Source organism: Hydrogenophaga sp. GW456-12-10-14-TSB4 (genome assembly GCF_059424305.1).
In genome coordinates this window covers 1-24,403 of sequence record NZ_JBWKZH010000067.1, presented here as the reverse complement: position 1 = coordinate 24,403, position 24,403 = coordinate 1, and the positions used below count along the sequence as shown (strand labels likewise).

Below are 24,403 nucleotides of genomic sequence, written 5' to 3'. Positions count from 1 at the left end.
CCCCGGTCGTGTTCAACCCTCTGGGCGCCGGGTTCGGGCACCGATCGTCCGTGACTTGATGCACTGGCTGGGCGTGAGGCCGGCCCAGCGCTCGAACGCGCGGGAAAACGCCTTCTCCGAGGCGTAGCCCACGCTTTGCGCGACGCGCCAGACGTCGTTCTCCCCCTTGAGGAATTGCTGGCGCGCGATGCCCATGCGCACCGAAGTGAGGTAGCGCAGGGGCGTGGTGCCCATGAGTTCCACGAAGCGTTCGCTGAACACCGTGCGGGACTGGTGGCTCACGCGCGCCAGGCTGGCGACCGACCAGGGCAGCTCCGGGTGGGCGTGCATCTGCGCCAGCGCCTTGCCGATGGCCTTGTCCTGCACGCCGTGGAGCCAGCCCCGGGTTTCGGCCGGGGCGTGGTGCAGGTGTTCGCGCAGCACGTGCACCAGCAGCAGGTCGGCCATGCGCGCGCTGGCCAGTTGCCAGCCCGGGCGCTGCTCGATCGTCTCGTCCACCAGGGCCTGGGTGGCCAGCGCCAGGGTGCGGGTGGTGGCGATGTCGGCCGCGCGCAGCACGATCAGCGGCGGCAGCCAGGACAGCAGCGACACGCCTTGGTGCTGCGGCATCCAGAGGTGCAGCGAGAACAGCTCGGTGGCCGCGCCGCCGCCGCCGTGGGCGAAGGTGATGGGGTGATCGCCGTGTGCGCCGCGCATGTGCCGCTGCAGAAGGGACCGGAACGGCACGCTGTCCAGGCCGATCGCGGAGGCGGCCACGTGCGGGCCGCCCTGCGGCAGCATCACGATGTCGCCCGGCTGCACCTGCACCGCCTCCAGCCCGTCCACCTGGATCCAGTAGGCCTCGCCGGTGCACACGCGCATCAGCAGGCCTTCCACGCCTTCGGAGCGCAGCGCCCAGGGCGCGGTGAGCGAGAAGCGCGCCGTCACGGCGCGGTCGGTGCGCAGGGTCCCCAGAACCAGGCTGATCAGATCGCCGGAGGGGGCGCTCATCGGGGTCCGGGGCGAAGGGCCGTCAGGCCGACGGCGCCTCTTCCAGTTGCGCCTGCAAGGCGGCGATCTGGTCGCGCAGCGCGCTGTTCTCCGCCTGCAGCGCCGCCACTTTCTGGCGCAGGGCGCCGACTTCGTCGGTCGGCGGCGCGGCGGCGGTGTCATCGCCCGCCTCGGCGTCGGCCTCGGGCGGTTTGCGGCGCGCCTCGCGCACGCGCTTGGCCGCGAGCTTGAGCTCGTCCTTGCCGGCCAGTGCCGCGGCCTTCTGTTCTTCGACCGGCAGGCTGGCCACAGCCGCGGCCGCGTTGAGCGACACGGCGCCGGCCTTGAGGGCGTCCACCAGCTCGGGCGCGGCCTGCTTCTGGATCTTCTCGATCATCACCACCTGGCTGCTGCTGAGCCGTGCGGCCTTGGCGATGTCTTCGCGGCTGTGCAGCGGCCGGGGTTCGGGCACCGTGGCGGCGGCCGGGGCCGGCATCGGGGTGTCTTCATCGGGCGGCAGGTCTTCGGGCGCGGGGGAGGCGGCCAGGATGCGCGTGCGCCGCTCGGCCATGATCTCGCGCTTGCGCAGGGCCAGCACGCCGCGCTGGAAGTCCGATACGCTGCGCCGGCCCAGGTGCTGGTCGATCATCCACAGGTGCACATCCTCCAGGGTCTGGAAGCGCGGGTTCTGCACCGTCTGGAACGGCAGGCCGTGTTTCTGGCAGATGCCGTACCGGTTGTGGCCGTCCACCAGCACGTCGCCCCACAGCACCAGCGCGTCGCGGCAGCCCTCGGCCAGGATGCTGCGCTCCAGCGCGTCGTGCTCGTCGGGCGTGAGGGGGTCGATGTAGGCTTTCAGGTCCGGGTTGACGGTGATCTGCATGGGGTCGGGGCTCAGGGGAAAAGGGTGGGGCGCGAATTGTAGATGGCGGGCCACGGTGCGCGGACCGGCGCCGAAATCCCGTGCATTTGTCGGCCACCGCAGTTACATTTGGCCGCGGTGTCGCACGCCCTGTTCCTCATGAAAGGATCGCCGAGATGTTTGACCTGCCGATGTTCACCCTCATCCATGTCCTCATCAGCGTGCTCGGCATCGTCGCCGGCCTCGTGGTGATTGGCGGCCTCATGGGCGGCGCCCGGCTCGACGGCTGGACGGCCCTGTTTCTCCTGACCACCGTGCTCACCAGCGTGACCGGTTTCTTCTTCCCGGCCACGCAGGTCACCCCCGCGCACGCGGTGGGGGCCATTTCGCTGGTGGTGCTGGCCGTGTGTCTGCTGGCGCGCTACGGCAAGCAGATGAGCGGGCGCTGGCGCGCCACGTATGTGCTGACCGCCGTGGCGGCGGTGTACCTCAACGTCTTCGTCCTGGTGGTGCAGCTGTTCGTGAAGACGCCGCCCCTGGCGCAGCTGGCGCCGACCCAGTCGGAGCCGCCGTTTGCGGTCACGCAGGCCGTGGTGTTGCTGGTCTTCGTCGGGCTGGGGTGGGCGGCGCTGCGCGGTTTCCGCAAACCTGGTTTCTGAGTGACAGCCGTTCGGCCGTCGCCGTGTTAGAACGGCCTCGACCGCCGCAGAACCACCAGGAGACACGCCCATGCATGGCCTGATGCAAGACCGCCCGTTGCTGATCTCGTCGCTGATCGAGCACGCCGCCACCTTCCACCCCCATACCGAAATCGTGTCGCGCCTGCCCGAGGGCACGGTGCACCGCACCGACTGGCTGGGCGTGCGCCAGCGCGCGCGCCAGGTGGCCAATGCCTTGCAGGCGCTGGGTGTGCAGCCGGGCGAGCGCGTCGGCACGCTGGCCTGGAACTCCTACCGCCACCTGGCGCTGTACTACGGCGTCTCGGGCAGCGGCGCGGTGCTGCACACCGTGAACCCGCGCCTGTTTCCCGAGCAGATCGACTACATCGTCAACCACGCCGAGGACAAGGTGCTGTGCTTCGACATCAGCTTTGCGCCGCTGGTGGAGCAGCTCGCCCCGCGCCTCAAGAGCGTGAAAGCCTTTGTCGCCATGACCGACCGGGCGCACATGCCGGCGATCCAGGTGCCCAACCTGCTGTGCTTCGACGAGCTGCTCGACGCCCAGAGCAGCGACTACACCTGGCCCGAGCTGGACGAAAAAAGCGCTTCTTCGCTGTGCTACACCTCGGGCACCACGGGCAACCCCAAGGGCGTGCTGTACTCGCACCGCTCCACGCTGCTGCACACGCTGATGGAGCTCGCGCCCGATACCTTCGGCATCAGTTCGGCGGAGACGCTGATGCTGATCGTGCCCATGTTCCACGCCAACGCCTGGGGCGCGCCCTACGCGGCGGCCATGGTGGGCGCCCGGCTGGTGCTGCCCGGGCCGCACCTGGACGGTGAGAGTGTCTACACGCTGATGCGCGACGAGAAGGTGACCTTCTCGCAGGGCGTGCCCACGGTCTGGATGATGCTGTTCCAGTACCTCGACAAGAACCCGCAGATCGACCCGCGGCAGCTGGGCGTCAAGCGCATCGGCATCGGGGGCGCGGCGGTGTCGCGCGCGGTGCTCGAGCGGTTTGAAAAGCAGTTCGGCGCCGAGGTGGTGCAGGGCTGGGGCATGACCGAAACCAGCCCGATCGGTGTCATCAGCAAGCTGCTGCCCAAGCACGAGGGCATGGCCCCGGACGAGCTGGTGAAGGTCAAGCTCAAGCAGGGCCGCGGCGTGTGGGGCGTGGACCTGAAGATCGTCGATGCCGACGGCCGGGCGCTGCCCTGGGACGGCGTGGCCTACGGCAACCTGATGGTGCGCGGCCCCTGGATCGCCAGCGGCTACTACCGGGGCGAGGGCGGCTCGGTGCTGGACGAAGAGGGCTTCTTCCCCACCGGTGACGTGGCGACCATCGACGCCGACGGCTACCTGCAGCTGGTGGACCGCGCCAAGGACGTGATCAAGTCCGGCGGCGAGTGGATCTCATCGATCGATGTGGAGAACGCGGCCGCCTCGCACCCGGGCGTGGCCGAAGCGGCGGTGATCGGCGTGGCGCACCCCAAGTGGCAGGAGCGGCCCCTGCTGCTGGTGGTGAAGCGGCCGGGCGCCGAGGTGGACCGCGAGGCCGTCCTGGCGCACCTGGCCACGCGCGTGGCGAAGTGGTGGCTGCCCGACGATGTGCTGTTCGTCGAGAGCCTGCCGCACACCGCCACCGGCAAGCTGCTCAAGACGAAACTGCGCGAGCTCTACCGCGACCACCCGTTGCCCACGGTGTGAGGGCTCAGGCCTCCAGCAGCGAGGCGCGCAGGCGCTCCAGCGCCTTCGCGTCCAGGCCCATGGGGCCTGCGAGGTACTGCGGTACGCCGCCGAAGTCCGCTTCGATGGCGGCGAAGGCCGCGTCGAGAAAGGCCGGCTGCACGCTCCAGAGCACATCCATCACGTGCGCCGGGCCGCGCGCTTCCACCAGGGGGCTGCGCACGTAGAGGCGGTTGGTGAGCAGGTAGTCCTGCAGGATGTCGTCGCGCGAGACCCCCAGCGCACTGAGCAGCAGCGCGGCGGCGAAACCGGTGCGGTCCTTGCCTGCGGTGCAGTGGAACACCAGTGGTGTGGACTGCGCCTGCAGCTGTCGGAAGAAGCGCGCGTAGACCGGCGCGGCCTCGCGCGCGAAGCCCCGGTAGGTCTGGCACATGAGCGCCACGGTCTCGGCCTCGGTCGGCACCTGCTGGGCCGCGAGCAGTTCCTGAACCCGGTGCACCACGGTGGGCTCGATCGTCAGCGCCAGCGTGGTCAGGCCGGCGACCTCGCCGGGCAGGCTGGCGCGCTCGCCCGCGCCGCGGAAGTCGATGCGGTGCGTGATGCCCAGGCCCTGCAGGGTGGCCAGGTCATCGGGCGTGAGGCCCGCGAGGTGGTCCGAGCGGTAGACGCGGCGCTGGCGCACGCGCCGGCCGTCCAGCCCGGCGTGGCCGCCCAGGTCACGGAAATTGGAGGCGCTGCTCAGCAGGCGGGCGGGCGCGGGAGGGGTGGCGGAGGAGGTCGACATGAGGGCCATTGTCGGTCCAGTGCATGTCGTTCCTGCGTCACCTGGGTTCAGACCTTGAAGACGCCGACGATCTCGGCCAGGCGCGATGCCTGGCTCTTGAGGCTGTCGGCGGCGGCGGCGCTTTCCTCCACCAGGGCCGCGTTCTGCTGCGTCACCTGGTCGAGCTGGTTCACCGCCTCGCCCACCTGCCCGATGCCCTGCGACTGCTCGGCGCTGGCCGCGCTGATCTCGGCAATCAGGTCCGTGACGCGCTTGACCTGCGACACGATGTTCTCCATGTTCCGGCCGGCGTCGTCGGCCAGCCGGGAGCCGGCTTCCACTTTGTCCACGCTGTCGTTGATCAGCGTCTTGATCTCCTTGGCGGCGCCTGCGCTGCGCTGGGCGAGGTTGCGCACCTCGCCGGCCACCACGGCAAAGCCCCGGCCCTGCTCGCCGGCGCGGGCGGCTTCCACCGCCGCGTTCAGCGCCAGGATGTTGGTCTGGAAGGCGATGCCGTCGATCACGCCGATGATGTCGCTGATCTTCTTGGAGCTGTCGGTGATCTCCTGCATGGTGCCCACCACCTGGCCCACCACCTCGCCGCCCTGGACGGCCGCTTCGCTGGCGGTGGAAGCGAGCTGGTTGGCCTGGCGCGCGGTCTCGGAGTTCTGGCGCACGGTGGAGGTGAGCTCTTCCATGGAGGCGGCGGTCTGCTCCAGATTGCTGGCCTGCTCTTCGGTGCGCTGGCTCAGGTCGTTGTTGCCGATGGCGATCTGCGAGCTGCCCGTGGCGATGGACTCGGAGCTGGAGCGCACGTTGCTCACGATGTTGACCAGGCTGCTGTTCATGGTCTTGAGCGCGTTGAGCAACTGCCCGGTTTCGTCGGTGCTGCTGACCCGGATGCGCGAGGTCAGGTCGCCTGCGGCCACCGTTTCGGCCACGCGCACCGCTTCCTTCAGCGGCACCGTGATGGAGCGGCTGATCACGAAGCCCAGCGTCATGCCGATGCCCACGGCGGCCACGATGAGGGCCAGCATCATCGTCAGGCTGGTCGCGTACAGCTGGTCGGTCATGTCATTGGCCTTGCTCGCCGTGGTCTCCTTCATCTGGGAGAGCTCGGTGAACAGGTTGTCGACCTTGGTGGACTCGATGCGGGCGTCGTCCAGCACCTTGCTGAGTTCGTCGCTGCGGGTGGCGAAGGGGTCCTGCGCGGTCATGGACATGGCGGTGTCGAGGTGCCGGCGGTAGGCCGCCAGCGAGGTTTCCGCCTCGGCGAACATGCGCTCGGCCTCGTGCGAGGAGAACAGGAGCGCGGCCTTGTCCAGCAGCTCGTCGGCGGTGGTCAGGCTTTTCTCGACGAGGGCCTTGTTGGACGCGCGTTCCTCGGGGCTGGTGGCCAGCATGAAGTTGGAGCGGGCGCGGCCTGCGTAGATCAGGTTGATGTTGGCTTCCTTGATGAGCGAGAGACCCATCAGCTCCCGGGTGTACATCTTGGTGGCGGCGTCGTTGATTTTCGACATGTTGAAGATGCCGATGCCGCCGACCAGGGCGCAGATGGCGCAGATGACGAGAAAGGCGGCGATCAGGCGCGGGCCGACCTTGAGGTTCTTGATGAAGTTCATGCTGGGGGGAGAGCAGGCGGTGTCGCCGGCGATGCAGGGGATGTGGGTTGGTATGGCAACCGTCGAGAGACGGGCACCGCTGCTTATCGTCCGGGTGCCGCGCGACTTGAGGGAAATGTGGTGGCGGCGCTGACGCAGGGGTCGCCGGCGGTTTTGTCGCCTTGCTCGATCAGCGGGATCACGGCGGCCGCGGGGCCTGCCGCCGCTCCCAGCGCGATAGCGCCGAGCACGCGGCCCGTCAGGCGCTTTGCTTCGATGCCCACCGCTGGCTGGCCCAGGGTGCCGTTCACGGTGATGGGCGTGCGCAGCGAGATGAGCGACCAGTCCTTGGGCTGTGTGACCAGGCGCAGCGCCAGGGTTTCGTCGCGCAGGTTGACGTTGCCCTGGATGAGCACCGTGCTGTCGCGGTTGTCGATCACGGCGAGGCGGGGTTCGAGCACGCCGTCGCGCGCCTGCAGGTCGAAGCGCGCGCAGTTCAGCGGCAGCGGGTGGTCGCCCCGGATCAGCACGCCCAGCGCCTGCGCCAGGTCCAGGCCCATGGCCTCGGTGGCGAGGTGGGAGATCGTGCCGTCGCGCAGCGTCAGATCGACCGGGCCGTTCAGCGAGCCGAGGATGTCGGCGGTGGAATTGCCCGCGCCGCGCAGGTCCAGCTTCGCGGACAGCACGCCGGTGACGTAGGAGCGCACCGCCTGCTCGCCGCCCTGGCGGGCCTGCTCACGCTCCTTTTTGAGCGCCTTCGTGGCGTTGGCCGAGGGGGCCGGCGGCGCGGTGTCCTTGCGCAGCCCGCGCATCCAGCCCGCGATGTCCACCCCGGCGATGTCCAGCCGCGCCTGCCATTTCGCCGGCTGCGCATGGGCGTCGAGCTGCGTGCGGCCCTTGAACTGCCCGCCCGAGACGCTGGCCTGCAAGTCCTCCAGCCGCAGCACGCCCGCGTCGAGGTGAATGCGGGTCTTGAGCCCCTTCAAGGGGGCCATGGCTTCGGTGCCGAAGTCGACTTCGTCGATGGCCACCTTCACGTCGGCGTCCATCACCTTGAGCGAGGGCAGGTCGAACCGGCGCTGCGGCAGCACGCGGCCCTGGGCCTGCTGCTGCGGGGGCGCCTTGGCGGTGCCGCCTTCACCGCCGATGGCGGGCCCCAGGTCGGCGAGCGCGAGCTTGGGACCGGTGAGTTCGCCGGTGAGGCGGCGGGGCTGGGTGAGCTGATGAAAGCGCAGGTCGCCCGTGAGGCGGCTGCTGCCGACCGTGGCGCGCGAGGCCTGCAGGCGCCACACGCCGCCGTCCTGCGACAGCCGGCCGCGCAGGTCAAAGGGCGGGGTCTGCGGCAGGGTGATGCCCAGGGGCTGGCCCACCTCGGCCAGCGAGCGGCCCTGGAACGAGAGCGCACCGTCGAGCCGGGGCGTGCCCAGCAGTGCCGCGGCCTGGCCGTCGAAGAGCAGCTTGGCCGAAGCCACCGTGCCGGCCACGCGCACCGGCACCCACTGCGCATCGGGCGCGGCCTCGGGGTCCTGGAGCAAGGGCAGGGTGCTGCCCGCGCGCACCTGCAAGTCCATCGGCAGGGTGCGGTAGCGGCCCTTGAACGTGGCCTCGTAACCCGAGGCAGCACCGACCACGGCCTCGCCTTCGCTGCCTTTCACGCCAATGGCCAGATCGACGTCCTGCACCGCGTCCTTCCAGGCGATCTGGCCCTGGCCGATGACCAGCGACCCAAAGCGCGGCAGACCGCCCAGGGGGTCGTTTTTCTCTTCGGTGCGCGGCGGGTCTTCCTGCTGGCCCAGCTGCCAGTTGGCGTCGCCGCCAGCGAGGCGCATCAGGTGGGCGTCCAGCTGATCCGCCTGCAGCCGTTGAAGGAGAAGGCGGTCGCCGCGCTGCCAGCGCCAGAGGTCGCCCCAGTGCCAGGCCAGGGTGATGTGGCGCGCATCGAGCAGATGGGGGGCGCCGAAGCGCTCGTCTGACGCGATGCGCAGGTGCTCCACCTCCAGCCGGGGGCGCCACAGCAGGTGGGTTCTCACCCGGCCCTGCATCTGCACCGGCACGCCGACACCGCGCGAGGCCGCGCTCTCGATCGGCCGGTGCAACAGCGGCCACCCGCTGAGCTCACCCCACACCACGCTCAGGGCGAGCACGGCGACCACGCCGCCGACGATCCACGGTGTTCGAGGGCGGCGCCTCTTCGATAGGGAGGGGTTGTTCTGAGCGTCCACGGTTCATTGGAACGCAGCCCGGACCGGATCGCGCGGTTTCGGCGCGACGACGCGGCCTTGTCCTACAGCGCGCGGCGGTCGGCCCGCGAGGCGGTCGATAGAATCCGGATTCCGAATCTGAATGGGTTCTTCCATGCGCGATGCCCCGAGCGGAGATGCCGTGTCGGACACGATGGAGGTGAATGACGAGACGCATGCCCCGGATGCACGCTGGCTCTCACAAGGCGACGACTGGGTCCTCGAACTCAGCGGCGCCTGGCGCGAACACAGCGCCCCTCTGCCCGAGCTTCCGGCCGATGACCAGATCGCAGGCGCCGTGCGCGTCCAGGCGGCCGACCTGCGCTCGTGGGACGCCCCCCTGGCCTCCGCGCTGTGGCATCGGGTGGAGCCCCTGGCGAGCCGGGGTGTGGACGTGGACCTGCAAGGCCTGCCCGAAGGCCTGCAGCAGATCCTGGCCCTGGCGCTCGACACCGCACCGCCGGCCTCCAGCACCCCTGCACCGAAGCCTGGTCGCATCGCCCGCCTGGGCGCCCGCGTCAGCGCCTGGTGGGCGCTGCGCCGCAAGACGCTGACCTTCTTCGGCGAGGTGCTGCTCTCGCTGGGCCGCTGGCTGCGCGGGCGCAGCGACATGCGCGCCTCCGACCTCGCGTGGCAGATCGAACAGACCGGGCCGCGCAGCCTGCCCATCGTGGCGCTGGTGTGTTTCCTGGTCGGGCTGATCGTGGCCTACATGGGCGCGGCCCAGCTGCAGCGTTTCGGCGCGCAGAACTACATCGCCGACCTGGTGACGGTGGGTGTGGTGCGCGAGGTGGCGGCGCTGCTGGTGGGCATCGTGCTGGCCGGGCGCGTGGGGGCGGCCTTCGCGGCGCAGATCGGCAGCATGCGCGCCAACGAAGAGGTCGACGCGCTGGCCACCATGGGCGTGAACCCGGTGGACTTCCTGGTGCTGCCGCGCGTGCTGGCGCTGCTTATTGTCGGGCCCATGCTGACCGCCTTCGGCGCGCTGGTGGGCATGGCCGTGGGCTGGCTGGTGGCGGTGGGCATCTACGGTGTGACGCCGCTGGAGTACGTGTACGCCAGCGCCCAGGCCATCACCCTGCCGCACGTGGCGGTGGGCCTGATCAAGGGCACGGTGTACTCGGTGCTGGTGGCGCTCGCGGGTTGCCTGCAGGGCATGGCGGCGGGGCGCAGCGCGCAGGCCGTGGGCGATGCGACCACGGCCTCGGTGGTGCAGGCCATCGTGTGGATCGTGGTGGTGGCTTCGGTCCTCACGGTGGTGTTTCAACGGCTGGATTTCTAGACATGCAAGCCCCACCCGCAACACCCCTGGTGCGCGTCGAGAACCTGACCATGGCCTTCGGCAGCAACGTGATCCAGCGCGACCTGAACTTCGAGATCCTGCCCGGCGAGGTGCTGGCCCTGGCGGGCGGCAGCGGCTGCGGCAAGAGCACGCTGCTGCGCCACCTCATCGGCCTGCAGGTGCCCGCCAAGGGGCGGGTGCTGTACGGCACGCGGGACCTGTACGAGGCCGACGAGACCGAGAAGGCCGAACTGCTGCGCTCCTTCGGCGTGATGTTCCAGGCCGGCGCGTTGTGGAGCAGCATGACCGTGGGCGAGAACGTGATGCTGCCGATGCAGGTGCTGGCCGACATGGACCCCGAACGCCGCGAGCAGGAGGCGCGCTTCAAGCTCGCGCTCGTGGGCCTGGCGGGCAGTTTCGACGCCGAGCCCGCCACGCTCAGCGGCGGCATGCGCAAGCGCGCGGCCATTGCGCGGGCGCTGGCGCTGAACCCGCAGCTGCTGTTCCTGGACGAGCCGTCCGCTGGCCTGGACCCGCTCACCTCGGCCCACCTGGACGAACTCATCAGGCACCTGCGCGACGACCTGGGCACCACGGTGGTGATGGTCAGCCACGAACTCGACAGCATCTTCGCGCTGGCCGACCGCCTGCTGTTCCTGGACGCGCAGACCAAGACCATGACCGCGCTCGGCCCGCCCAAGGCCCTGCGGCAGGACGGCCCGCAGGAGGTCCAGCGCTTCCTGCGCCGCGGTGCCGCCGCCCCTGTCAGAGAGGAAAACCCGACATGAAACGCAAGGCCAACCCCACCCTCATCGGCACCTTCGTGGTGGCCGGCCTCGCGTTGATCGCGGTGGCCGTCATCACGCTGGCCGGCAGCAGCTACTTCACGCGCACGGAGCGCACCGTGATGTACTTCAGCGGCTCCGTCTACGGCCTGCAGGTCGGCGCTCCCGTGGTGTTTCGCGGGGTGCGCGTGGGCAGCGTCGAGTCGATCGAGGTGTCCTACAACCGCGACACCGACGCCTTCTCCATCCCGGTGGTGGCCTCGCTGGACAGCGACGCCCTGCGCGGGCTCGACGGCAAGCACGGCGACGCCTCCTCCGACTCCGAACTGGCGCTGCCCGCGCTGGTGGAACGGGGCATGAGCGCGCAGCTTTCCATGCAGAGCCTGTTGACCGGCCTGCTGTATGTGGACCTGGACCTGCGCCCCAAGCGCGTGGCCACCACGCACGGCACGCGGCGCGGCCTGACGGAAATCCCCACCGCGCCCACCGCGATCCAGACGTTCCGTGCGCAGCTCGAAGGCATCGACTTGCGAAAGATCACCGACGACCTGGCCGCGATCGCCGCCTCGGCGCGCGCCGTGATCTCGGGGCCGCAGCTGAACCAGGCCCTGAGCGATCTGGCCGAGATCACCGCAACGTTCAAGCGCGTGTCCGAGCGGCTCGACAAGCGCCTGGACCCGCTGGCCAACGAGCTGCAGCGCTCGCTCTCGTCCACCCGCACCGCGATGGAGGGCATGGAGAAGGCGGCGAAATCGGTGAACGAGAGCGCCGTCGGCTTTGGCCGCACGTCCGAGCGCGTGTCCGACCTGCTGGCGCCGGACGCGCCGCTGGTGCAGAACCTGCAGCGCGCGGCCAACGAGGTGAGCCGCACGGCGGGCGCGTTGCGCGAGGCCACCGCCGGCGATTCGCAGCTCATGGTGGGGGCCGACCGGGCGCTGGACGACCTCTCGCGCGCCGCGCGCGCGCTGCGCGACCTCGCCGAGGCCCTGGAACAACAACCCGATGCGCTCCTGCGGGGCAGAAAGGTCAACGAATGAACCGCCCAGCCATGAACCGCCGGGGCCTGCTGGCCGCCCTGGGCCTGGGGCCCGTGGTGTTCGCCGCCGGCTGCGCCGGCACCGACGCGCCGCCCACGCGCTGGTACGAACTGCGCGCCGATCCCCCCGAGCCCCGGCCGGCGCCCCGGCCGGGCGATGGCTCGGTCTGGGAGGTTTCCGGGCTGGTGCGCCTGCCCGGCTCGCTGGACCGCGACGTGCTGCTGGTTTCCAGCGGCTCGGCGTCCCTGGTGCCGCTGCCGGGGCACCGCTGGGCCGAACCGCTGCGCGAGAGCGTGCCGCGCCGCCTGGTGGCCGACCTCGCCCTGCTGCGCGGGGAAGGCCTGGTCTGGCGCGCGCCCGCCCCCTCGGGGGCGAATGTGACGCGGCAACTGCGCGTCGAGATCGACGCGCTCCTGGCCGACAGCGGGCGGCGCGCCCTGCGCCTGCAGGCCCGCTGGTGGCTCACCGACCTCCAGGGCGGCGGCCGGCCGCCCACGCTGGGGCAGGCCGATATCGAGGTGCCGCTGGTCGACGGATCACCCGACGCCCTGGCGGCCGGCCACCGCCTGGCGGTCTGGCGGCTGGCCCAGCGCATCGCGGGCGGCTGAACGGGGCCGGCGGCGGACGGTCCCAGGGGAGACAGCGCGTTCGTCGGCTCGATTTCAGTGCCGGTGGTTCGTGTCGATAGGCCGGAGGTGAACCGATCTTTTGTCTGAACCTCCGAACATGAACCTCTTTCGCCACATGACCGTGAACGCCAAGCTGTGGACCGGCGTTCTTGCCATCGTGCTCGCCCTGGGTGCGATGCTGTCTTTCACCGGTGCTCGCTCCAGCGCCCTGACCCAGGAGGCCGACGAGGTCCTGGGCCGGATGTCCGAGAAGACCGTGATCGCCACCGAATGGGCCGGCCTGACCGAGACCAACGTGACGCGGGTGCAGGCCTCGATCCTGAGCGCCGACCCGTCCATCGACCAGCTCTACAAGGACATCATTCCCGTGGGCGTGGCCTCGATCTCCGCGCTGCAGAAGCGGCTGGACGCCATGCCGATGAACGACGCCGAGAAGGCCCAGCTGCAGAAGATCGCCGGCCTGCGCCAGGCCGTGCTGGGCTCGCTGGCCAAGGCCAACGAGATGAAGAAGAACGGCGATACCGCCGGTGCCGTGGCCGAGATCAGCGCCCGTTTCAACCCCGCTGTGCCGCCCTATGTGGCGGCGCTGCGCGAGTTCGCGCAGCTGCAGACGACCATGCAGGGTGAGGCGCAGGCGAGGTTCTCGGCGGAGCGCGCCAGCAACCTGACCATGGCCAGCCTGCAGATCGGCGTGCTGATCCTGGGCATCATCACCGGCGCGTTCTTCCTCATCCGCAACATCCGCACGCCGCTGCGCGAGGTGATGGTGTTCGCCGAACGCGTGGCCGGCGGTGACCTGACCGTGCGCATCAACAACGACCGCCGCGACGAGTTCGGCGCGATGACGAAATCGCTCTCGGACATGCGCGACCGCCTGGTGACCGTGGTGGCCGACGTCAAGCGTGGCACCGAGAACATCACCGTGGCCGCGCGCGAGATCGCTTCGGGCAACCACGACCTCTCGTCGCGCACCGAGCAGACCGCCGCCAACCTGCAGCAGACCGCCGCCAGCATCGAACAGATGTCGGGCGCGATCCGCCAGTCGGCCGACTCGGCGCGCGTGGCCAACCAGCTGGCCGACGTGGCCGGCCAGAGTGCCCAGAAGGGTGGTCAGGTGGTCAACGAAGTGGTGTCCACCATGGAGGAGATCAACCAGGCTTCGCGCAAGATCAACGACATCATCGGCGTGATCGACGGCATTGCCTTCCAGACCAACATCCTGGCGCTGAACGCGGCGGTGGAAGCTGCCCGCGCCGGTGAGCAGGGCCGGGGTTTCGCGGTGGTGGCCGGCGAGGTGCGCAACCTCGCCCAGCGCAGCGCGCAGGCCGCCAAGGAGATCAAGGTGCTGATCGGCGCCAGCGTCGACAAGGTGACCGCCGGCACCGAACTGGTCGGCCAGGCCGGTCAGACCATGGGCGAGATCGTGGAAAACGTGGTGCGTGTGCGCGACATCATCGGCGAGATCGCGGCCTCGTCCGGCGAGCAGGCCGAGGGCGTCAACCAGATCAACGCCTCGGTGTCCAACCTGGACCAGATGACGCAGCAGAACGCGGCGCTGGTCGAAGAGAGCGCGGCCGCCGCGTCCAGCATGAACGACCAGGCCGTGCGCCTGGCCGAAGTGGTGCGCATCTTCCGCGTGGACGCGGTCGATGCCTCGAGCTCGATCGCGCAGTTGAGTGCCAACGACCTGCACAAACGCAGCAGCCCCGTGACTGCCAAACCGGCGGTGGTGAAGGCGAAAGCCGCCGCGCCTGCCGTCAAGGCGGTGCCGGTGGCCAAGGCCGTGGAGAAGGCCCCGGTGAAGCCCGCCGCACCGGTGGTGGCGGCGCCTTCGGTGCCCGCGGCCCCCGCGGTGGCCAGGGCCCCCAAGCCCGTGCCTGTGGCCGCCCCGGCGGCAGCCGGCGGAGCGGACGACTGGGAATCGTTCTGAGCGAAGGCCCTGCGGGGCCTTCTTCTTTTCAGTTCACCATCACCAGTTTGCCCTTGACCGAGCGCGATCCCATGATCGCGTAGGCCTTGTGCAGCTCGCTCATGGGCAGGGTCTGGTCGATCACCGGCTTGACCTGGCCCTTGGCGTACATGCCCGCGAGCGCCTGCATCATCTCGGCGTTGGCCTTGGGCTCGCGGCGCGCGAAATCGCCCCAGAACACGCCGACCAGGCTGGCGCCTTTGAGCAGGGTGAGGTTCAGCGGCAGCGCGGGGATGGGGCCGCTGGCAAAACCCACCACCAGGTAGCGGCCGCGCCAGGCGATCGAGCGGAACGCCGGCTCGGCGAAGTCGCCGCCCACCGGGTCGTAGATCACGTCCGGCCCCTTGCCGTCGGTGAGCTGCTTGATCGCGTCGCGCAGGCCTTCCTTGGGTGTGTGGACGCTGTAGTTGATGGTGGCGTCGGCGCCCAGCTGCTTGCACAGCTCGCACTTCTCGTCGCTCGAGGCGGCGGCGATCACGCGCGCGCCCGCCGCCTTGGCGATCTGGATCGCCGCCGTGCCCACGCCGCCGGCCGCGCCCAGCACCAGCACCGTTTCACCGGCCTTGAGCGTGCCCCGGTCCATCAGCGCGTGCCAGGAGGTGGCGTAGATCATGATGAAGGCGGCCGCGTCCACCGCCGGGAAGCCGGGCGGCAGCGGCATGCACAGCGCGGCCGGCGCGATGGTGTGGGTGCCGAAGCCACCCGTGCCGCTCAGGCAGGCCACGCTCTGGCCCACCTGAAGGTGCTTCACGCCTTCGCCCACCGCGCGCACCACGCCGGCGTATTCGGAGCCCGGCACGAAGGGCAGGGCGGGCTTCATCTGGTACTTGTTCTGCACGATGAGCAGATCGGGGAAGTTCAGGCTGGCGGCCTGGATCTCGATCAGCACCTCGCCCGCCTTGGGTGCCGGCGTGGGCAGTTCCTTCCAGGTCAGGGCATCGACGCCCACGGGGTTTTCGCAGAGCCAGGCATGCATGGTGTGTCCTCGTTCAAGTGGTCATGAAACCGTTGCATGATAGGCAGCGGGCGGCCTCTTTCGCATCGGGCGGGGCCCCCTGCGTGTCCCGGGCGTGACCGGGTTCGATCGACCTAGAATCGCGGCAATGAAAATACTCATCTCCAACGACGACGGTTACCAGGCGCCCGGCATCGTGGCGCTGTACGAAGCCCTCAAGGGGCTGGCCGAGGTGGAGGTGGTGGCCCCCGAGCACAACAACAGCGCCAAGTCGAACGCGCTTTCGCTGCATTCGCCGCTGTACGTGCACCAGGCCCACAACGGATTTCGCTATGTGAACGGCACGCCGGCCGACTGCGTGCACATCGCGCTCACCGGCCTGCTGGGCTACCGGCCCGATCTGGTGGTCTCCGGCATCAACAACGGCGCCAACATGGGCGACGACACGATCTATTCCGGCACCGTGGGCGCGGCCATGGAGGGCTACCTGTTCGGCGTGCCGGCCATCGCCTTTTCACAGACCGAAAAGGGCTGGGCCCATCTGGAAGACGCCGGCCGGATGGCCGCGCGCCTGGTGGCGCAACTGCTGCCCTCGCTGGAGAACGGCCCGCCCGCCGAGCCCTGGCTGCTCAACGTCAACATCCCCAACCGGCCGCTGGCCGAGCTGCGCGGCTTCAAGGTGGCGCGCCTGGGCCGGCGCCATGTGGCCGAGCAGGTGATTTCGCAGACCAACCCGCGCGGCGAGACCATGTACTGGATCGGCAGCGCGGGCAAGGCCAAGGACGACGCCGAGGGCACGGATTTCCATGCCTCGCTGCAGGGTTACGCCACCATCACCCCGTTGCAGGTGGACCTGACCGACCACGACCGCCTGGCGTACTGGGCGCCCACGGCCGCGAGCCTGTCGACGGGCGGTACCGGCTCGTGAAGCGCGGTCTGCCTGTGCCACCGCCGTCTTCGTCCGCGCCTGCGCCGGGCGCCCGGCCCAGGCCGGGTTTTCCGGCGCGCCTGCCTGCGGCGGCACCCGTGCCCGTGCCGCGCAACCAGCTGCAGCCCCGGCCCGCCGCGCGCGCCGTGGCGCCGCCACCCCCGCCGCAACCCAAGGCCATGCCGCGGGTGCCGGCCCATCCGGTGGCCCCCACCGGGGTGGGCATGGAGTCGCAGGCGGTGCGCGCCGCCATGGTGCGCAAGATCCAGGGGCAGGGCGTCACGCACCCGGGCGTGCTGTCGGCCCTGATGGCGGTGGAGCGCCACCGTTTCGTTGATTCGGCGCTGGTCAACCAGGCCTACGAGGACACCAGCCTGCCCATCGGGCTGGGCCAGACCATTTCCAAGCCGGGCGTGGTGGCGCGCATGCTGGAGCTGCTCTGCCAGGGCCGCCAGGAGAAACTGGGCCGGGTGCTGGAGATCGGCACCGGCTGCGGCTACCAGGCGGCCTTGCTCAGCCATCTGGCGCGGGAGGTCTACAGCATCGAGCGGCTCAAGGGGCTGCACGAGAAATCGCGCGAGAACCTTCGCTGGTTCCGCCTCTCCAACCTGCACCTGCTGTTCGGCGATGGCATGCTGGGGTACGCCCGGGGCGCCCCCTATGCCGCCATCATCGCGGCGGCCGGGGGCGACGACATTCCGCAGGCGTGGATCGACCAGCTGGCCGTGGGCGGCCGCCTGGTGGCGCCCGCGGTCACGTCGGCAGGGCGGCAAAACCTGGTGGTGGTGGACAAAACCGCCACCGGCATCGTCCGCACCGAGCTGGAGGCCGTGCTCTTTGTGCCTCTAAAATCGGGTATCGCATGAAGTTGCACCCCTTCCGGGTGGTGCAACCTGTCTTTTTTCAGGACCCTGACCGCGCTGGCGGCCAGGGTTCCTCGCAATCTGTGGGAGTTTTCATGAACAAGCGTGTTTTCCAATGCTCGGGTCGTCCCCAGGAGTCGGGTCGTCCTGCATGGCGAGGCGTCGCGGTCATGTCCATGCTGGCGGCGCTGATGGTGGTCGCCGGCTGTTCCTCCACCCGCCTGGACCGCCCGGCGCCCGTGGAAGAGCGGGGCGGTTCCGCCGCCCCCCGCCCGGCCGAAGTGGTGCCCATGCCGGGTGCCGAGAACGCTGGCAAGCCGGGCTACTACACCGTCAAGGCCGGTGACACCCTGTTCCGCATCGCGCTGGACAACGGCCAGAACTGGCGCGACATCCAGGCCTGGAACAACCTCACCAACCCGAACGCGCTCGAAGTCGGCCAGGTGCTGCGCGTGCAGCCGCCGGGGTCCAGCACCACGGCCACCGCACCGTCGGGCCCGACCACGAGCCCGGTGACCAGCGCAGGCGTGGCCTCCCGCCCCCTGTCGGAAAGCACGCCGCCTGCGGCCTCCACGTCCCCCAGCACCCCGCCGGCCCCGGCACCCGCTCCTGCAGCAGGCGGCGCCGACGAGATCAGCTTCATCTGGCCGGCCCAGGGCTCGGTCATCACGCCGTTCGACGAGGCCAACAACAAGGGCGTGTCGATCGCTGGCAAGATCGGCGACCCCGTGGTCGCGGCGGCCGACGGCCGGGTGGTCTATGCCGGTGCCGGCCTGCGCGGCTATGGCAACCTGATCATCCTGAAGCACAACAACACCTACCTCACCGCCTACGCCCACAACCAGGCGCTGCTGGTGCGTGAAGACCAGGCCGTGCGCCAGGGCCAGAAGATCGCCGAAATGGGCAGCAGCGACACCGACCGCGTGAAGCTGCACTTCGAGGTGCGCCGACTGGGCAAGCCGGTCGATCCGATGGCCCACCTGCCCAAGCGCTGATCCGCCGGCGCGGCATGGCCTGGCCGGTTCTGGTTTTCGACATCGAGTCGATTCCCGATGTGGCCGGGCTGCGCGCCCTGCGCGGCGCCGGCCCCGACCAGACCGACGAGCAGGTCCACGCGGCCTGGCTGGCCGAGCGCCAGGAAAAAGGCCAGAGCGACTTCGCGCCCCTGCACCTGCAGCGCGTGCTGGTCATCAGCTGCGTGTTCCGCAACGCCGAGGGCCTGCGCATCCACTCCTTCGTCGACCGCGACGGCCAGAGCGAAGGCCGCGTGGTGCAGGCCTTCTTCCACTCCATCGAGAAGCACACGCCCCAACTGGTGAGCTGGAACGGCAGCGGCTTCGATCTGCCGGTGCTGCACTACCGGGGCCTGCGCCACGGGGTGGAGGCCAGCAAGTACTGGGATCTCGGCGAGGACGACCGCGAGTTCAAGTGGAACAACTACATCAGCCGGTACCACATGCGCCACCTGGACCTGATGGACCTGCTGGCCATGTACTCGCCCAAGAACAACGCGCCGCTGGACGCCATGGCCAAGCTCTGCGGTTTTCCGGGCAAGCTGGGCATGGACGGTTCGCAGGTCCACGCGCAGTACCTGGCGGGGCGGATCGAGGACATCCGCCGCTACTGTGAGACCGACGTGATGAACACCTACCTGGTGTATTGCCGTTTCCAGAAGATGCGCGGCGGGCTGACCGAGGCCGAGTACGAGCAGGAAATCGCCATGGTGAAAGAAACGCTGGGCAACCTGGCGCCGACCGAGCCGCACTGGGATGAGTACCTCGGGGCCTGGGCCTGAGACAATCGGGGGATGACAGCGTCCTCTCCCCACGAAAACAGCCTTCTCACCACGGCCCGCGACGAAGCGGCCCCCGAATCGCCTGACCGTGTCCTGCCCGAGGGCTGGCTGGCGGTCGAATCCCTCGATATCGATGCCCAGGGCATCGCCCGCCGGCCCGACGGCAAGGTGGTGTTCATCGAAGGCGCGCTGCCCTTCGAGCAGGTCAGCGTGAACGTGCACCGCAAGAAGAACAACTGGGAAGCCGGCACGGTGACGGCGATCCACCGCGAGTCTTCGCAGCGCGTGCGGCCCGGCTGCCCGCACTTCGGCCTGCACGCCGGCGCCTGCGGCGGCTGCAAGATGCAGCACCTGCACGAGGCCGCCCAGGTGGCCGTCAAGCAGCGCGTGCTGGAAGACAACCTCTGGCACCTGGGCAAGGTCCGGGCCGAGACCCTGATGCGGCCCATCGAAGGCCCGGCCTGGGGTTACCGCCACCGCGCGCGCCTCTCGGTGCGCCATGTGCACAAGAAGGGCGAGGTGCTGATCGGCTTTCACGAGCGCAAGAGCCGCTACGTGGCCGACATGCAGGTCTGCCCGGTGCTGCCGCCGCACGTGAGCGCCATGCTGATGCCCTTGCGCGAGCTCATCTTCGGCATGGACGCGCGCGAGACCTGCCCGCAGATCGAACTGGCCAGTGGCGACGACGTGACCGCGCTGGTGCTGCGCCACCTGGAACCGCTGAGCGAGGACGACCTGGCGCGCCTGCGCGCCTTCGGGGCCCGGCATGGTGTGCAGTGGTGGCTGCAGGCCAAGGGGCCCGACACCGTCAAGCTGCTCGACGAGGGCGGCGAGGTGCTGTCGTATGCCTTGCCCGAGTTCGGCATCACCATGCCGTTCAAGCCGACCGATTTCACGCAGGTCAATCCCTTCATCAACCGTGTGCTGGTGGTGCGCGCCCTGCGCCTGCTCGATGCCCGGGCCGACGAGCGCGTGATCGACTGGTTCTGCGGCCTGGGCAACTTCACGCTGCCGATCGCCACCACGGCGGGCGAGGTGCTGGGCATCGAGGGCAGCGAGGCCCTGGTGGCGCGCTCGCGCGAGAACCTGGCGGGCAACCAGGCCGGGCGGGACCGCCCGCTGGCCCCCACCACCTTCGCGGCGCGCAACCTGTTCGAGATGACGCCCGAGCTGCTGGTGGCCGACGGCGTGGCGCAGAAGTGGCTGGTGGACCCGCCGCGCGAGGGCGCGTTCGCGCTGGCCAAGGCCATCGCCGACCTGCACCAGAACCCGGCCCTGCGCGGCGGCTGGACGCCGCCGCAGCGCATCGTCTACGTGAGCTGCAACCCGGCCACGCTCGCGCGCGACGCGGGGCTGCTGGTGCACCAGGCGGGCTACCGCTGCGTGACGGCCGGGGTGGTCAACATGTTTGCCCACACGGCGCACGTCGAGAGCATGGCGGTGTTTGAGCTGGAGCCGTCGAAGGTGCCGGGCGCCGATGCGGCACCGGCAGCGGCCGACGAGGTCTGAATCAGGACTTCTGCGATTCGGCGCCAGGCTTGGCGCCGTTGGCCGCCGCAGGCGCGGCGCCGGACTCGGCTTCGGAGGGCATGCCCACCACCGAGTTCTCTCGCATGTACTGGTCCATCTCGCGCCAACCAGCGAACACGGCGGCCTTGCCGGCGCGCGGGTAGTTGCTGAAGCAGCTTTCGATGCTGCGCACCGCGTGACGACAGGCACTGCCGATGGCCTTGCCTTCGGCTTCCTTCTTCGCCGCGATCTGCGTGGCGGTCTCAATGCCCAGCGCTTCACAGCCGCTCAGCAGGCTGACGGCGGACAGGAGGCAGAGGGTGAGGGCGGTGTGTCGCATGGCTTTGCGGTGGGTTTCAGCCTTGTTTCGGCGCCTGCGGCCCGAACTTGACGCTTGAGGCGGCAAAAAAATCACATCGTGGGGCCGGCAGGCAAAGAAAAAGGACCCGAAGGTCCTTTTTCGCGGGGTGAGGCCCTGTTACTCGCGGTCGCCGCCGAACATGCCCAGCAGCATCAGCAGGCTCTGGAAGATGTTGAACAGGCTCAGGTACAGGCCCAGGGTGGCGGTGATGTAGTTGGTCTCGCCGCCGTCCACGATGCGCTTGAGGTCGTACAGCAGGTAGAGGCTGAACACCACGATCGCCAGGGTGGCGATCACGGCCATGCCGATCGGGCTGCCCACGAACACGTTGATGATCGCGCCGATCATGATGGCCAGGGCGCCCACGAAGAGCCACTTGCCCAGACCGGAGAGGTCGCGCTTGATCACGGTCGAGAGGTTGGCCATGATGAAGAACACACCGGCCGTGCCGCCGAAGGCGGTCATGATCAGGCTGGAGCCGTTGGAGAAGCCCAGCACCGCGGCCAGCAGGCGCGAGAGCATCAGGCCCATGAAGAAGGTGAACGCCAGCAGCACGGGCACGCCGGCGGCGGAGTTCTTGGTCTTCTCGATGGCGAACATGAAGGCGAAGGCGCCGCCCAGGAAGACGATCAGGCCCAGGCCGCCCGTGAGCGCGGCGGTGATGCCGGTCTGCACGCCGATCCAGGCGCCCAGCACGGTGGGCAGCATGGACAGCGCCAGCAGCCAGTAGGTGTTGCGCATGACTTTGTTTCGCAGCGCGTCGGAGGAAACGGCGGTGCCGAAGCGGCCGCTGGTCTGGACATGGTCGGTCATGGTGGTGATCTCCTTCATCATCTGACGACGTGGGCCGGTCGCTGCGCGTCGGAATGACGCGCAACCGGCGAAATCGCATTGTAGGAGCCCGGTCTGCCGTGGGTGAGGCCGGTCCGACAGCGCATTTTTGGTATGGTCACTTGTGACCTGGGGTGTGCCAATGCACGCGCTATCGTTCTCAGCTTGCGCCCGGGCGCTAAGCTCCCGCTCTGCAATTCCTTCTTCTCTGATTCCCCATTTAGGACCAAGTTCATGAAAAACAAGGCAGTTCTCGATATCGCCGACGTCAAACTCATCGCCGCTGCGGCCGAAGCCGAGGCGCTGAAGCACAACTGGGCCGTGACCATTGCCATCGTGGACGACGGCGGGCACCTGCTCTGGCTGCAGCGCCTGGACGGCGCGGCCGCGATCTCGGCCCACATCGCACCCGCCAAGGCCCACACGGCCGCCATGGGCCGGCGCGAGAGCAAGATCTATGAAGACGTGATCAACCAGGGCCGCATGTCCTTCCTGAGCGCGCCCCAGCTCTCGGGCATGCTCGAAGGCGGCGTGCCGATCCTCAAGGACGGCCAGTGCCTGGGTGCGGTGGGTGTGAGCGGTGTGAAGTCGACCGAAGACGCGCAGATCGCGCGCGCGGGCATCGCGGCCATCGGCCTGTAAGCCGGTCCGGGCGTTGCGCCCGGAAAAAATGCCTGGCTAACGAGACGCAAGGTCTCTTGGCTGGCTAAAAACGACGCACGGGGATGGTGATGTCCCCGGGTCGCCCCACGATGAAAAAACGGTTCCAGGCCGGGCTCCGGTGCCGGCCTTGCTTACTTGGTGAGGATCAGCTTGCCCTGCCGCGTGGCGTGCAGCCGGTAGAGCGATCCGTTGTGATGAATGGCCACCACCTTCTGGCCGCGCAGCAGGTCTGCGCTGGGCAACACGGGCACGGGCTGCCCTTCGTACACGGCCTGCGGCGGCGCTGCATCGGGTGCTGCGCCGGCATCGGCCGGTGCCGGGGTGGTGTCCGTGTTCGGGTTCATGGTGCCGTGGGTTCCGTGATGAAGCCGATCTTGCGCACGCCGCTGCGCTGCGCGCTGGCCATGGCTTGCGCCACACGCTCATAGCGCACCGCCTTGTCGCCGCGGATGTGCAGCTCGGGCTGGGGGTCCTGCGCGGCGGCGGCCGTGAGGCGGTTGGCGAACTCGGCGTCTTCCACGCGCTGGTCGTTCCAGTAGTACACCCCGTCCGCATCCACCGACAGGCGGATGTTCTCGGGCTTGTCCAGCACCTTCTCCATGCTGGCCTGGGGCAGCTCGATGTTGACCGCGTGCTTGATCACGGGCACGGTGATGATGAAGATGATCAGCAGGACCAGCATGACGTCGATGAACGGGATCATGTTGATCTCGCTCATCACCTCATCGTTGTCCGTTTGGGTTCCGATGGCCATGGTTCAGGTCCTCAGGAGGCCTTCTTGATCGGCAGCACCTTGCCGTCGGCCGCGCTGGCGGTGACGCGCGCGCCGGTGACAAAGTAGGCGTGCAGGTCGTGCGCGAAGCGGTTGAGCTGGTGGCTGATGCCCTTGTTGCCGCGCACCAGGGCGTTGAAGCCCAGCACGGCGGGGATGGCGACCAGCAGGCCGAGCGCGGTCATGATCAGCGCTTCACCGATCGGGCCGGCCACGCGGTCGATGCTGACCTGGCCCGCCGCACCGATGCTCAGCAGCGCGTGGTAGATGCCCCAGACGGTGCCGAACAGGCCCACGAACGGTGCGGTGGACGCCACTGAGGCGAGCACCGAGAGGCCGCTCTGCGCGCGGGCGGTGTGGTCGTCCACGCTCTTGCGCAGCGAACGCTCGACCCAGTCGCTCACGTCGAGGCTGTCGTGCAGCTGGCGCTGGGGCGGCGCGCCGTTGTGGCCGTCCTTGTGCAGGATGTGGCGGGTGGCTTCGCGGCCTTCCAGGGCCACGCTGCGGAAGGGGTTGCCTTCGGACGAGCCGAGCTTGTCCAGGCCTTCGGCGAAATCGGCGCTGTGCCAGAAGCCTTCGATGCCCTTGGCCTGGGCGCGCTGGGCGCGCTGGTCCAGGGCTTTCCACAGGATGATGACCCAGGTGGTCAGGGACATGGCCAGCAGCACGATGGCCACCGAGCGGGTGACCCAGTCACCTTGTGTCCAGACGTGGGCCAGGCCCGTTGAAGCGATTTGCGGATCCATGATTCTCTGACTCCTGGGAAAGAGGTGTTGCTTGAAAAATAAAGGCGAAGGGTTCGGAAGGGCGGCTTATCCCAGTTCCCACTTGATCGGGACTTCGACCCACATCGCGCGTGGTTCATTGCCGACCTTGCCCGGCGAATAGCGCCAGCGCATGGCGGTTTCCTTGGTCGCGTTGTCCAGCCGCTCGAAGCCGCTGGATTTGATCAGCTCGACCCGGCTGGGGATGCCGTTGACTTCGACGAACACCCGCACCACGGCGCGGCCTTGCTCGCCCATGCGCCGGGACAGCGAGGGGTAGGGCGGGCGCGGGTTGTTGAGGTAGTCGGCGTTGCTCGAGGGCAGCACGACGCGCGGCGGCGCAGGCGGAGCCGGAGGCGCGGGTGGGGCCGGCGGTGCCGGTTCGGCGGCCACGACCGCAGGCGGTGCGGGCTCGGGCGGTGCCACCACGGGCGCCATCGGCGAGGGCTCCTGCCGCAACACCGGCTGCGGTGTGGGCT

At 69.3% G+C, this 24,403-nt stretch carries 25 protein-coding genes; 13 read left to right on the top strand and 12 right to left on the bottom strand.

Annotated elements, in window-relative coordinates:
• Window positions 1-12 precede the first annotated feature (12 nt).
• Both AC07ZS_RS24515 and AC07ZS_RS24510 read right to left on the bottom strand, forming a co-directional pair.
• Window positions 13-990, bottom strand: a complete 978-nt coding sequence (locus AC07ZS_RS24515; protein ID WP_494801138.1) for an AraC family transcriptional regulator — start codon at window positions 988-990, stop codon at window positions 13-15.
• 22 nt (window positions 991-1,012) lie between these two features.
• Window positions 1,013-1,852, bottom strand: a complete 840-nt coding sequence (locus AC07ZS_RS24510) for a ParB N-terminal domain-containing protein (RefSeq protein WP_494801137.1) — start codon at window positions 1,850-1,852, stop codon at window positions 1,013-1,015.
• A 155-nt stretch (window positions 1,853-2,007) separates the two neighbouring features.
• Between AC07ZS_RS24510 and AC07ZS_RS24505 the strand changes: the two genes are divergently transcribed.
• On the top strand, window positions 2,008-2,490 hold the full coding sequence (locus AC07ZS_RS24505) for a hypothetical protein (RefSeq protein WP_494801136.1): 483 nt from the start codon (window positions 2,008-2,010) through the stop codon (window positions 2,488-2,490).
• Between the two features lie 70 nt (window positions 2,491-2,560).
• A complete protein-coding gene (locus tag AC07ZS_RS24500) occupies window positions 2,561-4,198 on the top strand; it encodes a 3-(methylthio)propionyl-CoA ligase (RefSeq protein WP_494801135.1) in 1,638 nt (545 codons plus the stop codon).
• Window positions 4,199-4,202: 4 nt separating this feature from the next.
• Here AC07ZS_RS24500 and AC07ZS_RS24495 read toward each other — a convergent pair whose 3' ends face one another.
• The 3 genes from AC07ZS_RS24495 to AC07ZS_RS24485 all read right to left on the bottom strand — a co-directional run bounded on the left by AC07ZS_RS24495 (window position 4,203) and on the right by AC07ZS_RS24485 (window position 8,694).
• A complete protein-coding gene (locus AC07ZS_RS24495; protein WP_494801134.1) occupies window positions 4,203-4,961 on the bottom strand; it encodes a tyrosine-protein phosphatase in 759 nt (252 codons plus the stop codon).
• A 47-nt stretch (window positions 4,962-5,008) separates the two neighbouring features.
• Complete coding sequence (locus AC07ZS_RS24490; protein WP_494801133.1) at window positions 5,009-6,562, bottom strand: methyl-accepting chemotaxis protein; 1,554 nt, start codon at window positions 6,560-6,562, stop codon at window positions 5,009-5,011.
• Between the two features lie 83 nt (window positions 6,563-6,645).
• Window positions 6,646-8,694 (bottom strand): AsmA family protein, encoded by a 2,049-nt coding sequence (locus tag AC07ZS_RS24485; protein WP_494801132.1) that lies wholly within the window; start codon window positions 8,692-8,694, stop codon window positions 6,646-6,648.
• A 202-nt stretch (window positions 8,695-8,896) separates the two neighbouring features.
• On the opposite strand from AC07ZS_RS24485, the gene AC07ZS_RS24480 reads away from it, so the two are divergent.
• The 5 genes from AC07ZS_RS24480 to AC07ZS_RS24460 all read left to right on the top strand — a co-directional run bounded on the left by AC07ZS_RS24480 (window position 8,897) and on the right by AC07ZS_RS24460 (window position 14,444).
• On the top strand, window positions 8,897-10,063 hold the full coding sequence (locus AC07ZS_RS24480) for an MlaE family ABC transporter permease (protein ID WP_494801131.1): 1,167 nt from the start codon (window positions 8,897-8,899) through the stop codon (window positions 10,061-10,063).
• Between the two features lie 2 nt (window positions 10,064-10,065).
• The gene (locus AC07ZS_RS24475; protein ID WP_494801130.1) at window positions 10,066-10,851 is read left to right on the top strand and encodes an ABC transporter ATP-binding protein; all 786 of its coding nucleotides are present in this window, start codon (window positions 10,066-10,068) and stop codon (window positions 10,849-10,851) included.
• Window positions 10,848-11,885, top strand: coding sequence for an MlaD family protein (locus AC07ZS_RS24470; protein WP_494801129.1), 1,038 nt, complete (start codon window positions 10,848-10,850; stop codon window positions 11,883-11,885). Before AC07ZS_RS24475 ends, AC07ZS_RS24470 begins: the two co-directional genes overlap by 4 nt.
• Window positions 11,882-12,493, top strand: coding sequence for a PqiC family protein (locus AC07ZS_RS24465; RefSeq protein WP_494801128.1), 612 nt, complete (start codon window positions 11,882-11,884; stop codon window positions 12,491-12,493). Before AC07ZS_RS24470 ends, AC07ZS_RS24465 begins: the two co-directional genes overlap by 4 nt.
• A gap of 118 nt (window positions 12,494-12,611) precedes the next feature.
• Window positions 12,612-14,444, top strand: coding sequence for a methyl-accepting chemotaxis protein (locus AC07ZS_RS24460; protein ID WP_494801127.1), 1,833 nt, complete (start codon window positions 12,612-12,614; stop codon window positions 14,442-14,444).
• A gap of 28 nt (window positions 14,445-14,472) precedes the next feature.
• On the opposite strand, the gene AC07ZS_RS24455 is transcribed toward AC07ZS_RS24460, so the two are convergent.
• A complete protein-coding gene (locus AC07ZS_RS24455; RefSeq protein WP_494801126.1) occupies window positions 14,473-15,459 on the bottom strand; it encodes an NADPH:quinone oxidoreductase family protein in 987 nt (328 codons plus the stop codon).
• Window positions 15,460-15,586: 127 nt separating this feature from the next.
• On the opposite strand from AC07ZS_RS24455, the gene surE reads away from it, so the two are divergent.
• The 5 genes from surE to rlmD all read left to right on the top strand — a co-directional run bounded on the left by surE (window position 15,587) and on the right by rlmD (window position 20,533).
• Window positions 15,587-16,366 (top strand): 5'/3'-nucleotidase SurE, encoded by a 780-nt coding sequence (gene surE / locus AC07ZS_RS24450; RefSeq protein ID WP_494801125.1) that lies wholly within the window; start codon window positions 15,587-15,589, stop codon window positions 16,364-16,366.
• Entirely contained in the window at window positions 16,363-17,232 is an 870-nt protein-coding gene (locus tag AC07ZS_RS24445) for a protein-L-isoaspartate(D-aspartate) O-methyltransferase (RefSeq protein ID WP_494801124.1), read from the top strand. Before surE ends, AC07ZS_RS24445 begins: the two co-directional genes overlap by 4 nt.
• 167 nt (window positions 17,233-17,399) lie before the next feature.
• Window positions 17,400-18,224 (top strand): peptidoglycan DD-metalloendopeptidase family protein, encoded by an 825-nt coding sequence (locus AC07ZS_RS24440; RefSeq protein ID WP_494801123.1) that lies wholly within the window; start codon window positions 17,400-17,402, stop codon window positions 18,222-18,224.
• Window positions 18,225-18,238: 14 nt separating this feature from the next.
• On the top strand, window positions 18,239-19,024 hold the full coding sequence (locus AC07ZS_RS24435; RefSeq protein ID WP_494801122.1) for a 3'-5' exonuclease: 786 nt from the start codon (window positions 18,239-18,241) through the stop codon (window positions 19,022-19,024).
• A 12-nt stretch (window positions 19,025-19,036) separates the two neighbouring features.
• Complete coding sequence (gene rlmD, locus AC07ZS_RS24430; protein ID WP_494801121.1) at window positions 19,037-20,533, top strand: 23S rRNA (uracil(1939)-C(5))-methyltransferase RlmD; 1,497 nt, start codon at window positions 19,037-19,039, stop codon at window positions 20,531-20,533.
• Between the two features lies 1 nt (window position 20,534).
• On the opposite strand, the gene AC07ZS_RS24425 is transcribed toward rlmD, so the two are convergent.
• Together AC07ZS_RS24425 and AC07ZS_RS24420 are read right to left on the bottom strand one after the other, a co-directional pair.
• Window positions 20,535-20,873, bottom strand: a complete 339-nt coding sequence (locus tag AC07ZS_RS24425) for a hypothetical protein (RefSeq protein WP_494801120.1) — start codon at window positions 20,871-20,873, stop codon at window positions 20,535-20,537.
• A gap of 138 nt (window positions 20,874-21,011) precedes the next feature.
• Window positions 21,012-21,707, bottom strand: a complete 696-nt coding sequence (locus AC07ZS_RS24420; protein ID WP_494801119.1) for a Bax inhibitor-1 family protein — start codon at window positions 21,705-21,707, stop codon at window positions 21,012-21,014.
• A gap of 252 nt (window positions 21,708-21,959) precedes the next feature.
• Between AC07ZS_RS24420 and AC07ZS_RS24415 the strand changes: the two genes are divergently transcribed.
• Window positions 21,960-22,367, top strand: coding sequence for a GlcG/HbpS family heme-binding protein (locus tag AC07ZS_RS24415; RefSeq protein WP_494801118.1), 408 nt, complete (start codon window positions 21,960-21,962; stop codon window positions 22,365-22,367).
• A gap of 152 nt (window positions 22,368-22,519) precedes the next feature.
• Here the strand turns inward: AC07ZS_RS24415 and hemP are convergent, their stop codons facing one another.
• The 4 genes from hemP to AC07ZS_RS24395 all read right to left on the bottom strand — a co-directional run.
• On the bottom strand, window positions 22,520-22,732 hold the full coding sequence (gene hemP / locus AC07ZS_RS24410) for a hemin uptake protein HemP (protein ID WP_494801117.1): 213 nt from the start codon (window positions 22,730-22,732) through the stop codon (window positions 22,520-22,522).
• Complete coding sequence (locus tag AC07ZS_RS24405; RefSeq protein ID WP_494801116.1) at window positions 22,729-23,142, bottom strand: ExbD/TolR family protein; 414 nt, start codon at window positions 23,140-23,142, stop codon at window positions 22,729-22,731. The genes hemP and AC07ZS_RS24405 overlap by 4 nt, the downstream gene beginning before the upstream one ends.
• Window positions 23,143-23,153: 11 nt before the next feature.
• Entirely contained in the window at window positions 23,154-23,906 is a 753-nt protein-coding gene (locus tag AC07ZS_RS24400) for a MotA/TolQ/ExbB proton channel family protein (RefSeq protein WP_494801115.1), read from the bottom strand.
• Window positions 23,907-23,972: 66 nt separating this feature from the next.
• The coding region (locus AC07ZS_RS24395; RefSeq protein ID WP_494801114.1) for an energy transducer TonB at window positions 23,973-24,403 on the bottom strand (431 nt) is incomplete at its 5' end.